This window comes from Clostridium sp. K13 (assembly GCF_019734195.1).
Lineage (GTDB): Bacteria > Bacillota > Clostridia > Clostridiales > Clostridiaceae > Clostridium.
Window position 1 is genome coordinate 26,083 of record NZ_JAASHM010000026.1, and the last position, 21,302, is coordinate 47,384.

At 27.6% G+C, this 21,302-nt stretch carries 17 protein-coding genes and 1 tRNA gene; 15 read left to right on the forward strand and 3 right to left on the reverse strand.

The window, feature by feature from the left end; translation table 11 throughout:
- Positions 1–7: 7 nt before the first annotated feature.
- The 4 genes from HCG76_RS13415 (at position 8) to HCG76_RS13430 (ending at position 3,926) form a co-directional block, all read left to right on the forward strand.
- A complete protein-coding gene (locus HCG76_RS13415) occupies positions 8–904 on the forward strand; it encodes a ribonuclease H1 domain-containing protein (RefSeq protein WP_221700895.1) in 897 nt (298 codons plus the stop codon).
- Positions 905–996: 92 nt separating this feature from the next.
- The gene (locus HCG76_RS13420; protein WP_221700894.1) at positions 997–1,179 is read left to right on the forward strand and encodes a YtxH domain-containing protein; all 183 of its coding nucleotides are present in this window, start codon (positions 997–999) and stop codon (positions 1,177–1,179) included.
- A gap of 166 nt (positions 1,180–1,345) precedes the next feature.
- On the forward strand, positions 1,346–2,647 hold the full coding sequence (locus tag HCG76_RS13425; protein ID WP_221700893.1) for a helix-turn-helix domain-containing protein: 1,302 nt from the start codon (positions 1,346–1,348) through the stop codon (positions 2,645–2,647).
- 16 nt (positions 2,648–2,663) lie between these two features.
- A complete protein-coding gene (locus HCG76_RS13430; protein ID WP_221700892.1) occupies positions 2,664–3,926 on the forward strand; it encodes a helix-turn-helix domain-containing protein in 1,263 nt (420 codons plus the stop codon).
- 344 nt (positions 3,927–4,270) lie between these two features.
- Here the strand turns inward: HCG76_RS13430 and HCG76_RS13435 are convergent, their stop codons facing one another.
- Positions 4,271–6,337 (reverse strand): AraC family transcriptional regulator, encoded by a 2,067-nt coding sequence (locus HCG76_RS13435; RefSeq protein ID WP_221700891.1) that lies wholly within the window; start codon positions 6,335–6,337, stop codon positions 4,271–4,273.
- A 204-nt stretch (positions 6,338–6,541) separates the two neighbouring features.
- On the opposite strand from HCG76_RS13435, the gene clpB reads away from it, so the two are divergent.
- The 8 genes from clpB (at position 6,542) to HCG76_RS13480 (ending at position 16,728) form a co-directional block, all read left to right on the forward strand.
- Positions 6,542–9,142, forward strand: coding sequence for an ATP-dependent chaperone ClpB (gene clpB / locus HCG76_RS13440; protein WP_221700890.1), 2,601 nt, complete (start codon positions 6,542–6,544; stop codon positions 9,140–9,142).
- Between the two features lie 169 nt (positions 9,143–9,311).
- Positions 9,312–10,211, forward strand: coding sequence for an N-acetylmuramic acid 6-phosphate etherase (murQ, locus tag HCG76_RS13445; RefSeq protein ID WP_221700889.1), 900 nt, complete (start codon positions 9,312–9,314; stop codon positions 10,209–10,211).
- Between the two features lie 40 nt (positions 10,212–10,251).
- The gene (locus HCG76_RS13450) at positions 10,252–11,613 is read left to right on the forward strand and encodes a PTS transporter subunit EIIC (RefSeq protein WP_221700923.1); all 1,362 of its coding nucleotides are present in this window, start codon (positions 10,252–10,254) and stop codon (positions 11,611–11,613) included.
- A gap of 170 nt (positions 11,614–11,783) precedes the next feature.
- Positions 11,784–12,050: a hypothetical protein gene (locus HCG76_RS13455; RefSeq protein ID WP_221700888.1), complete on the forward strand. Its 267-nt coding sequence runs from the start codon at positions 11,784–11,786 to the stop codon at positions 12,048–12,050.
- Between the two features lie 28 nt (positions 12,051–12,078).
- Entirely contained in the window at positions 12,079–14,094 is a 2,016-nt protein-coding gene (pbp4b, locus tag HCG76_RS13460) for a penicillin binding protein PBP4B (RefSeq protein ID WP_311776401.1), read from the forward strand.
- 41 nt (positions 14,095–14,135) lie between these two features.
- Positions 14,136–14,705: an LPXTG cell wall anchor domain-containing protein gene (locus tag HCG76_RS13470; protein WP_396020917.1), complete on the forward strand. Its 570-nt coding sequence runs from the start codon at positions 14,136–14,138 to the stop codon at positions 14,703–14,705.
- A gap of 86 nt (positions 14,706–14,791) precedes the next feature.
- Positions 14,792–15,871 (forward strand): DUF871 domain-containing protein, encoded by a 1,080-nt coding sequence (locus HCG76_RS13475; protein ID WP_221700886.1) that lies wholly within the window; start codon positions 14,792–14,794, stop codon positions 15,869–15,871.
- A gap of 14 nt (positions 15,872–15,885) precedes the next feature.
- Complete coding sequence (locus HCG76_RS13480; protein WP_221700885.1) at positions 15,886–16,728, forward strand: MurR/RpiR family transcriptional regulator; 843 nt, start codon at positions 15,886–15,888, stop codon at positions 16,726–16,728.
- A gap of 47 nt (positions 16,729–16,775) precedes the next feature.
- Here HCG76_RS13480 and HCG76_RS13485 read toward each other — a convergent pair whose 3' ends face one another.
- A complete protein-coding gene (locus tag HCG76_RS13485; protein ID WP_221700884.1) occupies positions 16,776–17,957 on the reverse strand; it encodes an MFS transporter in 1,182 nt (393 codons plus the stop codon).
- Positions 17,958–18,273: 316 nt separating this feature from the next.
- Here HCG76_RS13485 and HCG76_RS13490 point away from each other — a divergent pair, with 316 nt between their 5' ends.
- Together HCG76_RS13490 and HCG76_RS13495 are read left to right on the forward strand one after the other, a co-directional pair.
- The gene (locus tag HCG76_RS13490) at positions 18,274–19,284 is read left to right on the forward strand and encodes a M3 family metallopeptidase (protein WP_221700883.1); all 1,011 of its coding nucleotides are present in this window, start codon (positions 18,274–18,276) and stop codon (positions 19,282–19,284) included.
- Between the two features lie 36 nt (positions 19,285–19,320).
- Positions 19,321–19,881, forward strand: a complete 561-nt coding sequence (locus HCG76_RS13495) for an AAA family ATPase (RefSeq protein WP_221700882.1) — start codon at positions 19,321–19,323, stop codon at positions 19,879–19,881.
- A 129-nt stretch (positions 19,882–20,010) separates the two neighbouring features.
- Here HCG76_RS13495 and HCG76_RS13500 read toward each other — a convergent pair whose 3' ends face one another.
- The gene (locus tag HCG76_RS13500; protein ID WP_221700881.1) at positions 20,011–20,928 is read right to left on the reverse strand and encodes an aldo/keto reductase; all 918 of its coding nucleotides are present in this window, start codon (positions 20,926–20,928) and stop codon (positions 20,011–20,013) included.
- A 297-nt stretch (positions 20,929–21,225) separates the two neighbouring features.
- Between HCG76_RS13500 and HCG76_RS13505 the strand changes: the two genes are divergently transcribed.
- Positions 21,226–21,299, forward strand: a tRNA-Gly gene (locus HCG76_RS13505).
- Positions 21,300–21,302 lie beyond the last annotated feature (3 nt).

Genomic DNA, 21,302 nt, shown 5'->3' on the forward strand with positions numbered 1-21,302 from the left:
GATAAAAATGGCAAAAAAGGTTTATGCAATTAAAGAAGGATTTGATTCAAACTCTAATAAAAAAATAGAAAATATAATAGTTGATACTTGGGCTGAATGCTTAAAGTATGTTAAAGGTGTAAAGGGTGCTAAATATAAGAGTTTTGAGGATATGGAAAGTGCAAAGTCATACTTAAATGATACAAATAAGTTGTTAAAGAAAGGTATTGACCAATATCCAGAAGATTGCTTACACGTTTATGTTGATGGAAGCTATAATATTGCTAGTAAAAGATATGCCTATGGAGTTGTAGCTGTTAGAAATAATGTTGTAGAGCATATTGAAAGTGGATCACCGGATGATACAAGTAAAAGTAATATAAGACAGATAGCAGGTGAACTAGAGGGAGCAGTAAGGGCTGTGGAATACGCTTTAAGTAAAGGTGATAAGAAGATTGTTTTATTCCATGACTATGAAGGGATATTCCATCATGCCACAGGTAGCTGGGAAAGAAAAGATGAATCATCAGAAGCGTATTATGACAAAATTAATAGCCTATTAAGACAAGGAATTGAAGTTATATTTGTTAAGGTGGATAGTCATACTGGAGATTTATATAATGAACTTGTAGATGAGAAATGCAAGGAAGCGTTAGGAATTACCTCTGATAAAGTAGTTGAGAAATGGCTTAATAAGAATGAAATTTTTGTTTCTAATAATAAAATAAAAGAAAGTATTTTAAAGCTTGCTCAAGGAAAAGAAGATAAAATTATAATTAGTAATAATGAAGAGAAAAGTGAAACTTCCATTGAAAACAAATCAGATAAAATAATTTTAGATATAAATGAAATATTAAACAAATTAACTGTTGAAAAACAATTAAATGTATTAAATTATGTTAAGTTTATTTATGAAGATAAATAAAACTTAATAAGAATAGCTTATATAAATTTATACAATAAATGATTATTTTCCTTTAAAATACGCATACTATTTTTATAGATTAATAAAAAGAGGTGTTAATTTTGGGAAAAGTAATTAAGAGTTTAGCAATAGGAACTATTTTTGGAGTAGCAATTGGAATGATGGTTTTACCGGAGTTAGATAGAAAAACTCAAAGAAATATCAGAAGAACTAGCAAAAAGCTTAAATGTGTAGCTGGGGATGCTTATGATAATATCTTAGATTATATAAATTAGTATTAAAAACTGCTATAGAATTCTATAGCAGTTTTTGTATTATTTTAAGTATAATTGAAATTAATGCTCAAAAAATATATTTTTTTGGAACCTTATATGGTATAATGGAAAAGATAATAAGAAACTATTTGAATTTATATAAATGTGGGTAAAGGAAGATTATGCTATGGAGATACTTACTTTAGGAGAAAAAATTAAAAGACGTAGAAAAGAATTAGAAATGACACTAAAGGACTTAGCAGGAGATAGAATTACACCAGGACAAATAAGTTTGGTCGAATCTGGTAGATCAAATCCATCTATGGATTTATTAGAGTATTTAGCAAATTCGCTTCAGACTTCTGTAGAGTATTTAATGGAGTCAGAGGAAACACAAGCTGAAAAAATATGTGTATATTATGAGCAAATGGCAGAAACATATGTATTGAATAGTGATTACATAAGTGCAGAAAAGTACATAGAAAATGCTTTGTATTATGCAGAAAAGTATAATTTAGAGTATAGAAAAGCTAAAAATTTATTTCTAAGAGCAAATATATGTAAAGAAAAAAATGAATTAGTTTTAGCTCAACAGCTTTATTTATCAGCTAATGTAATTTTTATAAAAAGAAATAACTATGAACAAATAATTAATACATTTTTAAGTTTAGGGAAAATAACATTAAGCTTAAAAGCATATCATTCTGCAACAAGCTATTTAAAGCAAGCAGAAAAGGTATACTTAGATAATAATGTTGGAAATGATTTTATTCTTGGGGAAATATATTACCAAATGGCTGAAGGCTATTTTAAAATCGATAATATAAAGAAAGCTATAGATTATACTTTTTTAGCAAAGCAAAAATTTGAGCAAGTCCAAAATAGAGAAGAATATGGTAAAACATTAATGTTATTATCTAAAGAATATAATAAAAAGGGAGATATAGTAAATGCTATAAAATACTCTAAGAAAACCTTGGAAGTATATAAAGAATTGCAAGAAGAAAAAAATATATCTGCTATTGAAAATAGTTTAGGAAAATTATTTTTTGAATTTGATAATCTTGAAGAAGCTTTTAAACATTATTATATAGCTAAAGAAATTAGAATTAGAAATAAAGATAGTGAAGTAATTGAAACTTTAATTAACATATGTGAGGGATACATAAAAATTAAGGAAATCAGCAAGTGTGAAAAAGTTCTTGCTGAAATTGAAATGCTTATTGATGAAAGCAATGTAGAACAAATAATAGAAAAAAATATTTTAAGATATAGATTATATACAATTAAAGAAAAATTTGATGAAGCAGAATGTATATTATTAGAGACATTTAATATAGCAAAAACAAATGGACTAAATAAAAAAGCAGCAGAAATAGCGATACTTATTGGAAGATACTATATTGGTGCTAAGAGAGAAGCAGAAGCAGCTAGATACTTAGATGAAGGTGTAGGTATTTTTAGAAGTTTAGGTATCTTGAATAACTAATAAGCTGGGGGTAGCCATGGAAATATTATCAACAGGAGAAAAAATTAAAAGATCTAGAATATATAAAGGAATAACGTTAAAGGAACTATGCGGAGATAAGATTTCCATTTCAAAAATGAGTTGCATAGAAAATGGAAAAATTAAAGCTGATGAAGAATCCCTTAAATATATTGCAAATAAATTACAAGTAGATTATAACTATTTGGTAAGAGATGTTTATGATCAAATAAAATATAATGTAGAAGAGATAAAAAACTGCACTTATACATTTGAAAAGTTAGAAAATATAATAAACTATAATTTAGAGTATGCATGTAAATATGAATTTAACGATTTAGCATTAAACCTAACTCATATTTTATTTGAATTATATATTAATAATGATAAAATTGAGAACATTCAACTTTTGATTTCAAAATATTATGATTTATATCAATCAACTCAAAATAATGAAGAAGTAGTTGTTTATTATAATGATATGGCTACATTCTTTATGAAAACAGCAGAATATCATGAAGCAATAAGTTATTTTTCAAGAATAAGAGAGCTTTATGAAGATAATGATATAGCTGATAGAGCAAACTATATTTATGCATGTTTTTATGAAGGTATTTGCTATAAAAATATTAAAGAAATCGAAAAGGCATATCAATGTTTAAAGAAAGTGTTGGAATTTGTAGATATATTCACTAGTGATAAAGCTAGAGGTGATTTTTATCACGAATTTGCAGTTTTAAATATTTTGTTATATAAGGTAGAGGCTGAAAGATATTTAAATAAGGCATATGAGTATAAGAAAAATGACACTAAAGAATTAGCTAAGTTTAAGGGAAAGAATGGAGAAATGTATTTTAAGGTTCAAGAATCTGAAAAAGCAATGCTTGAAATTAAAGATGCAGTTGAAATTTACCCTAGAGAAGATAAACAAGGCTGTGGAGAATTTTTAATAGAGTGTATTAAAAGTTTATATGAGAATAAACAATATGAAGAGGCTTTTAAATATACAGATGAAGCTTTAGATTTAGCAATTGATATTGATGAAATTAAGCTTATAGAAAAAGCGTATTATTTCAAGGGAATGATATATCAAAGAAAAGGTGAGTTTATACAAGCAGAAATGTATATGAATTTATCTACTGACTTTTTATTTAGATTTGCTAATAATGAAGAGAGATATAAGAGATATAATGAAATGGCTGAATTATACTATAATTTAGGTGAATTAAAAGAATCACTTAAATACTTCACATTAGCTATAAATATTGAAAAAAAGTTATAATATATAAAAAGATAGAGAAGTAATTACTTCTCTATCTTTTTATATATTATAATTAATTTATTCACTATCATAATAAAAATTTAGTTATCGTGATGTAAAAGGTTAGACATCCAAATCCAAAATGACCATTTTGATTTAGTGTCATTTAGTAGTGATGGATTAAAAAATAGCCCTCTCATAAAAAACATCCTTTCATAAAAACAATTTATATTATTAGTATATCTTAAAAATAAAATTAATGTATTCATGTAGATGCTTTAGTTTTTGTACAATAAGTGTTAAATAATAAAAAGTAAATAAGTAGAAAAAGCATAAAAACACCTAAAAAAGGTGTTTTCTGTACATTATTTTATATTTTTTAGAACTATTAGCTTTGCACCATAACCTTTTAGTTCTGTAATTATATTTAAAACCGAACTTTTTTTAGAATATTTAAATTCTATTTTAGGATAAGATGCTTTATGAAGAATTTCTTTTTCTTCTTTAGCAAGTCTATCTGGAGATCCCATTGCAAGCCAATAATTATAGGAAGAACCTATAGATTCATTAAGTTCATAGGTAATAATTCTAGTTGAATTTTTAATATTTACTATATTAAGAGAATATTTTCTTTCAAAAGATTTTTTTACTCCACCTTGTTGGTAAATATCCTCATAGCTAACTAAAGTGTTAACATCATCATTGTGTGAGTATAGGAGAATAGCATAAGAGTTATCTGATTTTGTAACAATATATCCATCATCTAGTGCAATTATATCATTGCCTAATTTACTTAATAGATAATAAGCATAATATGATGGTTTTCTAATTCCCATATCATTAACTATACCAGGAGCACCTATAAATACTTCATTTGTAATATTTATTTCTTTTTCAAGTACATCAAAGGCTTTAAGAAAATTTAAAGAATTACCTTTGAAAATAGTATTATGAATTATATAAGGAAGCATGTAAGCTGTATCGTAAAGAGAGTTAAGATCAGATTTACATGTAAAGTCCATTTCAGAAACTTCTAATTCATAAGAATTTTTTATATAATCACGAAGATTATTTTTAATATCGGCAGACAATCGAGAATCAAATTGAAATTTAAATTCAGAGACTTCAACAATATCTAATTCTGTAAAATAATCTAAAAAGCTGCTTAAAATATTAATATACTTTTCTAGAGAGTAATCTAAGTTATCAAGTAAAATAAGAGGCTTTAGATAAATATTAGATAAAAACTCCAATACTCCTTTTGCTTTATTCCAATTATAAAAATCTGAATCTAAAAATACACCCATATCACTATGAAACATTTTTTCAAGACGTCCATATTCAAAATGTATTTCTTCTTGTATTTCCTCTAAGATATCTTTATTATCTTCAATTAAAAGGTCAAAGGATTCGCCTAAATTAATACATTCCTTAAAGTCCTTCTCTAATGGATATAATATTTTATCAACATCAACATGAATATTCCAAAGTTTATTTTCAAAATTAAATCTGTTATAGTTTTCTAGGCTATAAGAAAGACTTTCAAGTGCATCACTAAGAGAAAGTTCTATATATTGCTTAGATAATTCATATTCTTTTTCTGTAGTAGCATACTTCTTTCTATATTGAAGAGGTGTGCAATTGTAATAATATTTGAAATTTTTATTAAAATAACGCACATGAGAAAATCCTATTTCATCAGATATTTCAGAAATGCTCATATCGCTATCTAGTAATAGTTTTATAGATTCCTCAACTCTAGTTAAGTTAATTAAGTCTGTAAAGCTATATCCTGTAGCATATTTTATCTCATGAGATAAATAATGTGGACTTAAGAACTCTTTTTTTGCAATTTCTTGCAGAGTAATATTATTATTATAATTATTATATATATACTTTGAAATTCTATGATATCTAGCTAATTGATCAGTTTTTTCTTTCAATTCTTCTTTTTCATGAGTTAAATAATGAAAGTTATTAACTAAATGATAAAGTAGTGTTATAAGTATCTCTTCTATTTCTTCATCATAATCCTCAAGTTTTTGAACATATTCACAAAGCATTTGAGATAAAAAGGTTTTTAATTCTTCATATTCAGGTCCATTTTGATCTTCATATTCATTAGAATTAGTATAGAAAAATATATTATTTATATCTTTATAATATTTTTCGAAGAAAAATGGATCAATATTAAAAATTAATACTTTATTGTCATCAATTCCTTGGATTTCATGAGATTCATCTGAATTTATTATTTCAACTTCACGTTCGTTTAAAGTGAATGAATCAGTATCTATTTTTATGTGTAAAGAACCCTTTAACACATATATAATTTCAATTGAATTATGCCAATGAGTTGGATAATTTTTAATATTCAAATATGATATTTTAATAGGTAGCTCAAAGGGATAATTTATATATTCTCTTCTCAAAATTTCACCTCTAATTTCTATATAAATTCATCTTGTAAATATTATAACAATAACTACCATTAAAAACAAAAAAATATATAAAAAGTGGTATACTATATTATGGAATAAAAAGTAAAAAATAAAAATAAAATTTACTTTGACTTTCTTTGACTTTTGTATTAAAATAAAATTAAAGTTAAGAATACTAATAAGAGGTGAGTAGAAATGAATGTTGAAAGAATGACATTGAGAGTACAACAAGCACTAAATGATGCAAATTTAACTGCAGTAAAATATAATCATCAACAAATAGATGTTATTCATTTATTTTCTGCGTTAGTAGAAGCTGAAGATGGATTAATCCCTAATATCTTTACTAAGATGGGAATAAATGTGAAGATGATGATGGTTGATATAAAAAATGCTCTAGATAAAATGCCGAAGGTTATGGGTGAAGGAGCTAATGGATCAGGTGTTTATATTACTAGACAAGTTGATGAAGTATTAGTAAAAGCTGATGATTTAGCAAAGAAATTTGGAGATTCCTATATAAGTGTTGAACACTTAATATTAGCAATAATAGATGTAGATAAAAATGGTGCAGCTAAGCAAATATTAAATAAATACAATGTTACTAAAGATAACTTTATGAAAGTATTATCTGAAGTTAGAGGTAGTCAAAGAGTTGATACTCAAGACCCAGAAGGAACTTATGATGCCTTAGCTAAATATGGTACAAATTTAGTAGAGCTTGCTAAAAAGCATAAGTTAGATCCTGTAATAGGAAGAGATGATGAAATAAGAAGAACAATTAGAATTCTTTCAAGAAGAACTAAAAACAATCCAGTTTTAATTGGTGAACCTGGTGTTGGTAAAACTGCTATCGTTGAAGGGTTAGCTGAAAGAATAGTAAGAGGGGATGTTCCTGAGGGATTAAAAGATAAAATAATATTCTCATTAGATATGGGTTCTTTAATTGCTGGAGCTAAATATAGAGGTGAATTTGAAGAAAGATTAAAAGCTGTTTTGAAAGAAGTTCAAAATAGTGAAGGTAAAATTATATTATTTATAGATGAAATTCATACAATTGTTGGAGCAGGTAAAACTGATGGAGCAATGGATGCTGGTAATTTAATTAAACCATTATTAGCAAGAGGTGAATTACACTGTATTGGAGCTACTACTTTTGATGAATATAGACAATATATTGAAAAAGATAAAGCTCTTGAAAGAAGATTCCAACCAGTTATTGTTGATGAGCCCTCAGTAGAGGATGCAATTTCAATTTTAAGAGGATTAAAAGAAAGATTTGAAATTCATCATGGAGTTAGAATTCATGATTCAGCTATAGTTGCAGCAGCAAAGCTTTCTGATAGATATATTCAAGATAGATATTTACCAGATAAAGCTATTGATTTAATTGATGAAGCTGGAGCTATGATAAGAACAGAAATAGATTCTCTTCCAGCGGAGTTAGATGCCATAAGAAGAAGAATAGTTCAACTTGAAATAGAAAAAGAAGCATTAACTAGAGAAAAAGATGAAGGTTCTAAGAAAAAGTTAGAAGCATTAGAAAAGGAATATTCAGAATTAAAAGCTAAAAATGATGAAATGACAGCTAAGTTCGATCGTGAAAAAGGCGCTATCTTAAAATTAAAAGAATTAAAAGGTAAGCTTGATGAGGCAAGAGGTAACTTAGAAGCTGCGCAAAGACAATATGATTATAATAAAGCAGCAGAAATTCAATATGGTGAGATTCCAAGCTTAGAAGCTGCCATTGAACAAATGGAAGTTGAAGTTAAAGAAAATTATGAAGGGGCCTTATTAAAGGAAGAAGTTACAGAGGAAGAGGTTTCACAAGTATTATCAAGATGGACTGGTATACCAGTATCTAATTTATTAGAGGGTGAAAGAGAAAAATTATTAAGACTTGAAGATGAAATGCAAAAGAGAGTAATAGGCCAAGAGGAAGCAATTACATCTGTTACATCTGCAATTCTTAGAGCAAGAGCTGGATTAAAGGATATTAATAGACCAATAGGTTCGTTTATTTTCTTAGGACCAACAGGTGTAGGTAAAACAGAGCTTGCAAAGACTCTAGCAAGAAATCTTTTTGATTCTGAAGATAACATTATAAGAATTGATATGTCTGAATATATGGAGAAACATGCTGTATCTAGATTAGTTGGAGCGCCTCCAGGATATGTGGGATATGAAGAAGGTGGTCAATTAACAGAGGCTGTTAGAAGAAAGCCATATAGTGTAATATTATTTGATGAGATTGAAAAAGCTCATGAAGATGTATTTAATATGTTCTTGCAAATACTAGATGATGGTAGACTTACTGATAATAAGGGAAAAACTGTAGATTTTAAAAATACAATAATTATAATGACATCTAATATTGGAAGTAGCTATCTTTTAGAGAATAAAGATGAAAATGGTATAGATCCAAATATTAGAGAAGAAGTAATGAATGAAATGAAGATGAGGTTCAAACCAGAATTCTTAAACAGAGTAGATGATATTATAATGTTTAAACCATTATCTGAAAATGGAATCACTAAGATTATTGATATTTTTGTAAATGAGGTTGCTAATAGATTAAAGGATAGAAATATAACTTTAGATGTTACTCCAGAAGCTAAGCATATACTAGCAGTTGAGGGATATGACCCAGTTTATGGTGCAAGACCACTTAAGAGATATATTCAAAATACTTTAGAAAATAAATTAGCAAGATTAATAATTGCTGGAGATATAAATTATGGTTCACATGTTACTATTGATGGTAAAGATGATGAAATTGTAATTACAACTAAATAGAAAAGGAAAAATGAAGTTGGTATACAACTTCATTTTTTTGTAAATGAAATAAAAATACAAGAAAAATGAAATAAAATAAAATTTTTTAAAAAATATATTGAAATAAGGTTTCATAGGTGGTAATATAAGTATAAAGATTGAAAACGTAAACAAGGTGAGGGATGTTGAAATGATTGTATTAGAGAAATTAACAACTGAAAGTAGAAATGAAAATACATTAAATATAGACAAGGTATCAACCTTAGAAATGGTAAAAATAATAAATAATGAAGATAAAAAAGTTGCCTTTGCAGTTGAAAATGAATTAGAAAATATAGCTAAAGCTATAGATGGAATAGTAGATAGAATAAATCGAGGTGGAAGGCTTATTTATATAGGAGCTGGAACTTCAGGAAGACTTGGAATATTAGATGCATCTGAATGTCCACCAACTTATGGTGTTTCAGAAGAATTAGTTCAAGGAATAATTGCAGGTGGAAAAGAGGCTATCTTTAGAGCTAAAGAAGGTGCAGAAGATTCTGAGGAATTAGCTATAACAGACTTAAAAGATAAATCTTTAAGTGAGAATGATGTAATTGTAGGATTAGCTGCATCAGGAAGAACTCCATATGTTATTGGAGGACTTAAATATGCAAATGATATTGGAGCTTTAACTATATCTGTTACATGTAATGGGGATTCAGAAGTTTCAAAAGTAGCTCAAATTTCAATAGCACCAATAGTTGGAGCTGAAGTAGTTACAGGTTCAACAAGGCTTAAAGCAGGAACAGCTCAAAAGTTAGTTTTAAATATGCTATCAACAGGAACTATGATAAAACTAGGAAAAGTTTATGGAAATCTAATGGTAGATGTTAAAGCAACAAATGAAAAATTGGTGGAAAGAGCAAAAAGAATAGTTTGTGAAGCAACTGGAGTCGAAAGGGGACAAGCTGAAAAAACTTTAAAAGAAACAAACTTTGATGTTAAGCTTGCAATATTTATGATATTGTCAGGATTAAATATAAATGATGCAAAAGAAAAACTGTCAAAAAATAAGGGATACATTGCAAAAGCAATGGAAATAGTTTAAAAAAATATGGGGGGAAGAGAAGATGGCAAAGCAAGGAACCATTACAAATGAAGCTATTGCAAAGAATTTAGTAAAGCTTGTTGGAGGAAAAGAAAATATTAAATCAGTTGAAAACTGTATGACTCGTTGTAGATTAGAGTTAGTAGATCCAATGAAAGCTAAAATTGAGGAAATTAAAAAAGCTGAAGGAACATTAGGTGTTGTAGAGGCTAAAGGTCAATTACAAGTTATTTATGGACCAGGAAAGGTTAATAAAATAACAGAAGAAGTTAAAAAAATAGTAGGAACTAGGGTTGTAATTGGAGAGGATGCTGTAAAAGCAACAAAGGCTAAGTTAAAAGAAAAGAATAATACAAAGTTTAAAAATATTCTTAAAAAATTAGGAAATATATTTATCCCATTAATTCCACTATTCGTTGCATGTGGACTTGTACTTGCTGTAAACAATATAGCTGGAGTTTATTTTGGAGATGCATATAAAACTACAAATGCGGCTCAAATAATAGGGTTAATAGGTAATGCAGTATTTGCAATTTTACCAATATTAGTAGGGGTAAATGCAGCTAAAGAATTTGGTTCTCAAATGCCAATGATAGGTGGAGCATTAGGTGGAGTTTTATCATCAGCAGCTCTTGCAAATATAACTTTATTTGGAAAAGCATTAACACCAAGTCGTGGAGGAATTATTTCAGTTATATTAGTTGTTGCATTAGCAGTTTTTGTTGAAAAGCAATGCAGAAAGTTTGTGCCAGATGTTTTAGATTTATTTGTAACACCATTAGTTACAATAACAGTATCAGTTTTAGCAGCATTATTTGTACTTCAACCAATAGGTGGAACTATATCAGATGCTATGGGGATATTAGTGGCGAATACAATTGCTTCAGATAATACTTTTGTTTCAGTTCTATCAGGAGCAATATCAGGTGGATTATTCTTACCACTTGTTATGACAGGAATGCATCAAGCATTAACACCAATTCATGCAGATTTAATTGCAAACGTTGGATTTACAATATTATTACCAGCTTTAGCAGCTGCAGGTATGGCTCAAGTAGGAGCAACATTTGCTGTTGTTAAGAAGACAAAAAATCAAAGATTAAAGAGAACAGCTAAAAATGGATTAATACCAGGTATTTTAGGAATAGGAGAACCATTAATATATGGTGTAACATTACCACTTGGTAAGCCATTCTTAGGAGCTTGTTTAGGAGCAGCTGTAGGTGGAGCAGTAATGGCTTTATTTAAGGTTGGAGCTGTTGCATTAGGAGTATCAGGATTACCACTTGCACTATTAATTGCAGATGGTAAGATATTACCATTCTTAGTTGGTGTTTTAGCATCATATGTAGCAGGATTTTTCTTTACGTCAATATTAGGCTTTGAAGATCCAACAGAATAATTTTTAGACTAGATAAGGAGCAGTAGATATTTGATATTAATTACTGCTCTTTATTTATGAATTTTTCATGCTTTAAAACTATATTATATTAAAGGGTAAATAATAAATATTATGAAAATATTTTAAGTAATTAAATAAATTAAGTGGTTTAAGAGGGGTTAGGTGAAGAGATGATATCTAAAAAGAGAATATTTAGTATAGTAATGGCTTTAACATTTATGACATCTATAGTAAATACACCTTATAAGAATGTCACTGCAACAATGAATTATGGAATTATAAGAGATACGGGTAATATAAATACACAAGGCTTACAAGCAGATTTAACATTCCCTGATTGTTTGGATTATGTTGATGATACTTTAATAATTAATAATATGTATACCTTCAAATGTAAATTCATACAATCAAGATGGTACATTAAAAACAGATTCTAATGAAGTTACAACGGATACATTATATGATATAGCATCAAATACAAAAATGTATTCAACTAATTATGCAATTCAAAAGTTAGTAAGTGATGGAACTATAAAGATTTCTGATAAGATAACTAAGTTCTTCCCGGAGTTTGTAGATGGTGAAAATGATCCTATAAAAGGAAAAGCTAATTTAACAATACAAAACATATTAGAACATCAAGCTGGTTTTCCTGCAGACCCACAATATCATAATGATAAGTTTAATCAAGAAACGCAAAAACCAGATCAAAATGTAGATAACCCTTTATATTCTCAAGATAAAGAAACTACGAAGGAAATGATTTTAAAAACACCACTTCAATACGAGCCAGGAAGTAAGACTGTTTATTCAGATGTAGATTATATGCTTCTAGGTCTTATAGTTGAGGAAGTAACAGGAATGGATTTAGATGACTATGTAGAAAATACATTCTATAAACCATTAGGATTAAAGAACATAGTTTATAATCCGTTAGAAAAAGGTTTTGAAAAGGAAAATATAGCAGCAACAGAACTTAATGGTAATAGTAGAGATGGTGCAATAAGCTTTGAAAATATTGGTGATTATACTATCCAAGGTGAAGTTCATGATGAAAATGCTTACTATTCAATGGATGGAGTTTCTGGACATGCAGGATTATTTGCAAATGCAGAAGATTTAGCAAAATTAGCTCAAGTAATGTTAAATGATGGTGGGTACGGAAATAATAAATTCTTCTCTAAGAATACAATTGATGAATTTACAAAGAGAAAATCATCAAGCCCAACATGGGGATTAGGATGGTGGAGAGAAGGAGACAACGGAAGAGTATGGTATTTCGGAACTCAATCATCAGAAAATACTATAGGACATCAAGGTTGGACAGGAACATTAACAGTAATAGATCCAGAAAGTGAGTTAGTAGTTGTATTATTAACAAATAAAATAAACTCACCAGTTATAGATAATATTAAAAATGCTAATACATTCTTTGGAAATAAATTTACAACTGCAACATTAGGGACTATTCCAACATTAGTTTATGAATCAATAATTCATGATAATAATGAAGCATTAGATGCTAATGTATCACAAATGGTAACTGAAAACTTGAAATTATATAATCCTACAAGCTATCTTGGTGAAGCAGTTTTACAATCTGTATATTCTAAAATTGATACAGCAATAACTATTGCAGAAGAAAGAGGTACAGAAGATAATTTAAGATATGCAAGAGAAGCGGTTGCTAGATTAGATGTTGAAAAACATCGTGAACAAATAATTATTTTTAATGAAAGACTTAAAAAGTTAAATCTTGAACCGGTAGAAGTTCCAAGCTATGAAGCAGAGCTTAGTGAGTTAAATGAGTTAATTAATTCTACAAAGACTATTGTTGAAAATGGTCAAGATATAGAAGAAGGTATTCATTACCAAACTACCACATGGAATAATATTGTTAGTGCTTATGAAAATGCAGTAACTGTGGCTAATAAAGCTGAGGAAGCTAATAAGACAGAAATATTAGTTGCTATAGAAGAACTATCATTAGCAAAAGAAAATTTAGTATTACTAAATAAAACAGAGCTTAAAAAAGCTATAGAAGCAGCTACTTCAAAAGTAGAAGATGGAATATTAGAAGAAGTAGAAGAAGAAATTAAAATATCTTTCAATAATGTTTTAGAGATTGCAATTTCAGTTTATGAAAATAAGGATGTAACAGTTCAAGATATAGCAAAATCATATAATGATATTTTAGTTGAATATAAAAAGCTAGGAATTCCAGTTGGAGATATAAATAATTTAGCAGATTTAGTAAGAATGGCTGAAGAAATTGATATAGATAGATTCCTAAGTGATGGTAAAGAAGAGTTTATGAATGCGTTACAATTAGCTAATGATATTTTAGTTGTAGAAGATGCTTCAGAAATAGATGTTTATAAAATTTATGAAGAGCTATATAACTCTATGATGAATTTACAATTAAAGGCTGAAAAGGTGAATTATGTAAAGCAATTATTGAAGCTGAAGGCATTGATTTAGATTTATACACAGAAAATAGTAAAAATATATTAGTATCTGCAATTGAAGAAGCTAAAGCTATAAAAGAAAATGAAGAAGCTACTGAAAAAGAGGTTAATAATGCTTTAAGTAATTTAAATAATGCAAGGGAGTCTCTTGTAGAAGCGGCAGATAAAACAGAACTTAAAGAATTAGTAGATAAGGCTAAAGCTATAGATGATAGTAAGTATACTACTACAAGTATAGAATTATTAAATGCAGAAATATCTAATGCTATTAGTATATTAGAAAATAATAATCTATCAATAGATGAGCAAGAAATGGTTACTGAAGCTATAAATAAATTAAATAAAACTATTGAAGGTCTTGAATTAAAAGAATCTCATCCAGGAAAGCCAGGAAGTGGTGTTGAAGATGAAGAAGATAAAAAAGAAGATGATGATAGTGGTAATGGTAATGTAAATAATGGAACTAATGGTGGTTCTAATAATGGTACAAGCAATGGGGGTGCAAATAATAATGATAAATTACCAAGTACAGGAGGTAATAACTCAATAATATATGTTGTATTAGGTTGTTTAGTAGTAGTAAGTGGAGTAATTTTATTTAAGAAAAAAAGACTTCATAATTAACAAATTAAAAGATTAAATCAAAATTTAGACTGTATTTAATTCATTAAAATAAATACAGTCTAAAAATTATATTAGGAGTTAGAAATATGAGTTTAGGTTTTTCAGTTTATTTTGGATTAGATAATACAATGGAAGAAAATATTTATTTATTAATTAATGCAGAGAAATTAGGTTTTACTAGAATATTTACATCTTTGCATATTCCAGAGGCTAATTATGATAAATTAAAGGTTGAAGTAAGTGAATTTTTTAAATTGGCTAAAGAAAAAAATATGGATATAATAAGTGATATTTCTCCTAATACATTTAAATTTTTAGAATTAGAGAATATGGACTTACAAGGCTTAATGAAGTTAGGGGTAAAAACTATAAGACTAGATTTTGGTTATACAGAATATGAAATTGCAAAAATGAGTAAAAACACTTATGGTATTAAAATTCAACTTAATGCATCTACAATAACCAAAGAATTTTTTGAAAAGCTGGATAAATATGAACCAGATTATAAAAATATAGATGCTCTTCATAATTTTTACCCTAGACGTGGGACAGGAATTTCAGAAGAGTGTATGGTTAATAAAAATGAAATTTTGAAGGAAAGAGGTATTAAAGTTTGTGCTTTTGTTCAATCAAATAATAGAAAAAGAAGTCCACTAAAAGATGGATTACCTACATTAGAAGATCACAGAGATTTGCAAATTAGAGAAGCAGCTAATCATCTATTTGCATTAGGAAATGATTCGGTATTTATAGGGGATTCCCTTCCTAGCTTAGAAGAATTAACAGATTTATCAAATTTAAAAGAGGATGCTATAGAGTTAGATATTAAATTAAAGGTAAATAATGAAATTACAAAAAAATTATTAAGTGAAATTTATTCATCAAGAACTGATGAGGCTAGAGATGCTATAAGGGCAGCAGAAAGTAGAATTATTTTAGGTGAAAATATAATAGAGCCAGAAAATACAATTAATAAGGAATATGGAGATATAACTATAGATAATGTACATTATCAAAGATATATGGGAGAATTACAGATATTAAAGGTAAATCAAAAGGGTGATAAAAGAACTAATGTTGTAGCATCTATTTTACAAAATAGACTTTATTTATTAAAATATATTCGAAATGGAAAAAGATTTTATTTTAATATAATAAATAAGTAATAGGATGTGAAGAAATGAATTTACTACAGTATATAAAGCAGAATTATGATAAATTTACAGATAGAGAAAAGCTTATAGCAGATTATTTGTTACTTGAAAATATTAAAATAGTTGATATGTCGGCAAAAGAAATTGCTGAAGCAACAAAGACATCGGCACCTACAGTTGTTAGATTTGCAAAAAAGTTAGGTTTTAGTAGTTTGAATGAAATGAAAATAAAGTTATCTATAAGTTTAAATGAAAAAAAGAGTAATGGGGAGTTTAAATATTTAGATAAAGATTTAAGTACAAGAAGTATAGTTAATGGGGTGAAAAGTTCTATACACTCAATTATAGATGAAACTGTAGACTTAATAAGTGAAGAAGAATTGGATAAAGCGGTAGAGTTATTAACAAATGCTAAAACAATATATATTTTTAGTGTAGGTGTATCAAGCTTAGTTGGTTTAGATTTTTATTATAAATTAAGTAGAATAAATAAAAGATGTATAGTTCATGAGGATACGCATCTTCAAGTAACATCATCAGTACTAATGCAAGAAGGTGATGTAGCTGTAGTAATATCATATTCAGGGGAAACAAAGGAAGTATTATTATGTGCAAAAAATGCTAGAGAAAATAATGTTCCTGTAATTGGAATAACTAAAGCTAGTATTGACAATAAATTAGAGAGTTTTTCAGATATATCATTGCATGTACCATATGTTGAAAAATCATTAAGAGAAGGTGCTATGACTTCAAGAATATCTCAATTAGCTATAATAGATATGCTGTTTTTAGGTATGGCGAGAAGTAATATAAGGGATGTTGAAGAAAAGCTAGTAATAACAAGAGAAGCTATAAAAGAATTAAGATAAAAGTAAAAAACACTCAAGATTTCATAAAGAATTCTTGAGTGTTTTTATTATGAGCTTTTAGTATTAATAATTAAGCTTGACTTTAAATAAAGCAATATCACAAAAGCTATGGAAACTATAATGGCAGAAAGTAAGAAAGAAAGTTTATTTCCTAAATCAAAAATAAATCCAGCGCTTAATGAACCAGTTACTTGACCTACTGCTTTAGATGAATTAAAGATACCCATAAGGGAACCATAGTTTTCTTTTGAGAGCTTTGTAATAATACTTTGCTGCAATGGAATATGTATAGTTGCAAATGATGCAAATATTACAGCACATGTTAAGAATAAAATAACATTGTTAGATATAACCATTAATATTAATGAAAGTGTAATACAAATAGTTATAACTTTAAATAAATTTATTTCCTTAAAATGTTTAGCCAGTAAAGGAGTAAATATTAAATTTACAATAAACCCTACAATTCCGACAAATGCTAAAAATACACCTATAAAGGTTGGTGGTAGCTTTAATACGTCCTCTATGTAATAATTAATAGTTGAGTTATAGCTTGTTGAGGCAAAGTAAAAGGCAATAACTACTATAAACATAATTATTAAATTTTTATTTAAAATATTAGAGTAATTAACTTTCTTGAAATTATATGATTTAGAAGAAGTAGAAGAATTTGCTTTTTGAGGCTCTTCTAATAATAAATAAGCTAGAATACCTAAAATCATACATAAAATAAATTGTAAAAAGAAAGTATATTTAAAATTACTATTACCTATTACTCCACCAAGAAGAGAACCAAGAGATCCACCAATTGTATTTGCAGCAGCATAGTAGGTAATATATTTTGTCCTATTTTCTTTTGTAGTTATATCAGTTAAATATGCTAGTGATGTAGTTAAATAACTTACTACAAAAAAGCCACCTGTAAATCTAAATATTAGTATTATAAATGGATTAGTGTTAAAACCAAATCCAAGCTGACTTATACCATATCCTATAGCACCTAATATTAAGAATTTGATTCGACCTTTTTTATCTGATAAAGTACCGAATAATGGTGACCCTATGAAATTTCCAATAGACATAGTTGCGAAGAATAATCCAAACATAAAGGTTGGTAAACCAAGCTTATTAATAAACATAGGCGTAACTGGATGAGCCATATTAAATACAAGTGAGCTAAACATAGTTAAAAATATAATAAAAAAAAGTGATTTATTTTTTCTTTTCATTTGTCCTCCTATTGTTAATATTTATTTTCATATAATAAAGTTTATCATTGTTTGTAGAACTATTCAATGTAAGATACTATTCAGAGTATTTATATTATTAATATAAATATAATAATTCTTTGATGCTTTATAGAAATAATATCCAATTAAATAAAAAATGTTACAATAGTTAAATAAGCTAAATTAACTATGGGTTAAAAGATGTAATAAATAGTGTGTTATTACATATAATCAGAGTTATAAAATAAATATTGGGGAGAGAGTAATAGATAAGTATATTAGGGGAGAAGATAGAGAAGTAAGAAGACAGGCTGCAATGGCTTTAAATAAAGCATTTTTAGATAAAAAGGAAGAGGTTATAGATTTCTGTTCTATGTTAGATAAGGAACAAGCTAAAAGATTAGGGTTAAAAAAGCTTGCTTCATATGATAGTCAATATGAATTTTTAGATGGAAATGCAACACTGGTAGGGAATGGAGAAAAATTAAGACAAAATGCTAAAAGAATGTATGTAGAATTGGGTAATGATATAAGTAAATTATATAATACAATGGTTGATGATGATTATATTGATATAACAGCCTCTCCTAATAAAATTTCTGGTATGGGATTTTGTACAGAATTATTTAATATTAAATTTCCTTATGTATTTGGAAATTGTACAGGGTCAATACATGATGTATCTGTATTAACACATGAAGTTGGTCATGCTTATCAAATGTATATGAGTTTAAATAATCAAAAGCTTATTGGATATTCAGAAATGCCAAATGATGTTGCAGAAATTCCTTCAAAAACTATGGAGCATTTTACTCATGATTATGCAGAATTATTCTTTGGAGAAGATGCAGATAAGTTTTGCTTCCAACATCTTAATCAATCTTTATCTGAACTTATAGGGTATTGTGCAATAAATGAATATGAAAGTTGGCTTTATAGTAATCCAGATAAAACTCCAGAGGAAAGAGCAAGAAGGTATTATGAAGGGATGATAGAACTTAGTCCAGAAATTGATTTTTCTGAAGTTGAGGAGTATATGGTACAGGGTGCTTCATTATTTAGAAGTATTGGGATTTACATGTTCCCATTTTATCTTATTAGTTATGCATTATCAGCAATGTCAGCTATGGAATTTGCTAAACGTATGAGTGAAAATAGAGAAGAAACATGGAAGGATTATAGTAAGCTTTGTTCAGCTGGTGGAAGCTTATCCTATAATGAGTTATTAGAGGTAGCCAATCTTCACTCGCCATTTGAAAAATCAACAATAGAAAGTAGTATTGGTTTTGTAAAGGATAAAGTTTTAAAATATATTCATACAGTATAAGAGAAAATATTATAGTAAAGTGGAGTAGCAATCAGGATGAAGTTAGTAATAATATTTGGTCCACATGCTGTTGGGAAAATGACAGTTGGGCAAGAATTAGCAAAGTTAACAGGACTTAAATTATTTCATAATCATATGACAATTGATATTGTATCAGATTTATTTAGAAATATGCCAGAGGAAAGAAATAGATTGACTACATTATTTAGAAAAGAAATTTTTGAAGCTTTCTCTAAAAGTGATGAATATGGAATGATTTTTACGTTTATGTGGGCATTGGATAGTAAAGAAGATTGGGATTATATTAATTATGTTGAAGATTTATTTAAGTTAAGAGGGGCGCAGATTTATTATATTGAACTAGCAGCAGATTATAATTTGAGATTAAAGAGAAATAAAACTGAAAATAGGCTTTTAAATAAACCAAGTAAAAGAGATATTCAACAATCAGAACTATTATTCCAAAAATTGGAGTCTTATTATAGACTAAATTCATATGATAATGAAATACAAAAAGAAAATTATATAAAAATCGATAATACAAATATTGAAGCAGATGCTGTTGCAAAAATTATAAGAGACAAATTTTTATTATAATTAAAAAAGCTAAAGAATTCACCTTAACTATGGTTCTTTAGCTTTTTAAGCTTATATTTTTCAATATTTAATAAAACTTATTTTATAGTGTTTAAATATTATAGTTATTTTTTATATTACTTTAATTTTCTAAGGTAGCATGTTACCAGCAGATAAGTAAATTTCATACCACTCTTGTCTAGTTAGATTTACATTTGAAGCAGTACAGATATCTCTTAAACGATTTTTATTTGTTGTTCCCACAATAGTTTGTATCTTAGCAGGATGTCTAAGTATCCATGCTGTTGCTATGGCAGTTTTACTTACATTATATTTGTCAGCTATTTCAGCAAGTTTTTTATTAAGCTCAGGGAATTTTGGATTATCTATAAATGTACCTTCAAAGAATCCATATTGATATGGTGACCATGCTTGTATATTTATATCTTTTAATCTACAATATTCTAAAATTGATCCATCTCTATCAATTGAAGATGAATTTTTCATATTAACATTTATTCCGGAATCAATAATTCCAGTATGCATAATACTAAATTGAAGTTGATTAATAGTAACTTTATTAGTTAAATATTTATTTAACAACTCTATTTGCATAGCATTGTGATTACTAACACCAAAATTTCGTACTTTTCCTTCTTTATATAGTTTTTCAAAAGCTTCATTTACCTCTTCAGGTTCCATTAAAGTATCAGGTCTGTGAAGTAATAATATATCTAAATATTCTGTATTTAATCTTTTTAAAATACCATCTACAGAATTTATAATATAGTCTTTAGAAAAATCATACATACCAGATCTAATAGAACATTTAGATTGTATAATAATTTTTTCTCTTAGAGATGGTGTTAATGATATAGCCTCATTAAATATTTCTTCCGATTTACCAGCACCATAAATATCAGCATGATCAAAAAAGTTAATGCCACAATCTAAAGCTGTATTTATTAAACTATTAACAGTATTTTTATCAAGCTTTGCAATTCTCATACATCCTAATCCAATTTCAGATGCTTTAATATTACCATTTGCCATAATTATTTCTTTCATAAGTATAATCCTCTCCATAATATAAAATAAATTTTTAGCTTTAGGTGAAGGTTTAAATTCATCTAAAGGTTATAAGTATTTATCTATTAGCATAGATTGTGTTAACCCACACCTAAAAAGAGGCGTAATTGTTATAACCTAAAGCAATTAGATAAAACTCTAGTTAATCATTTACATTATAGCATTTAAATAAAATAATAGTCTATTAAATACTTGGCTAAAAAATAAAATAAAAAATGCTAAAATAATGTTGACAAAGGTCGACAAAGATAATATACTAAACAACGTAGTCGATGCGCGGGTATCGTATATCGGTAATACTCCAGCCTTCCAAGCTGGAAAGGTGGGTTCGATTCCCACTACCCGCTCCATAT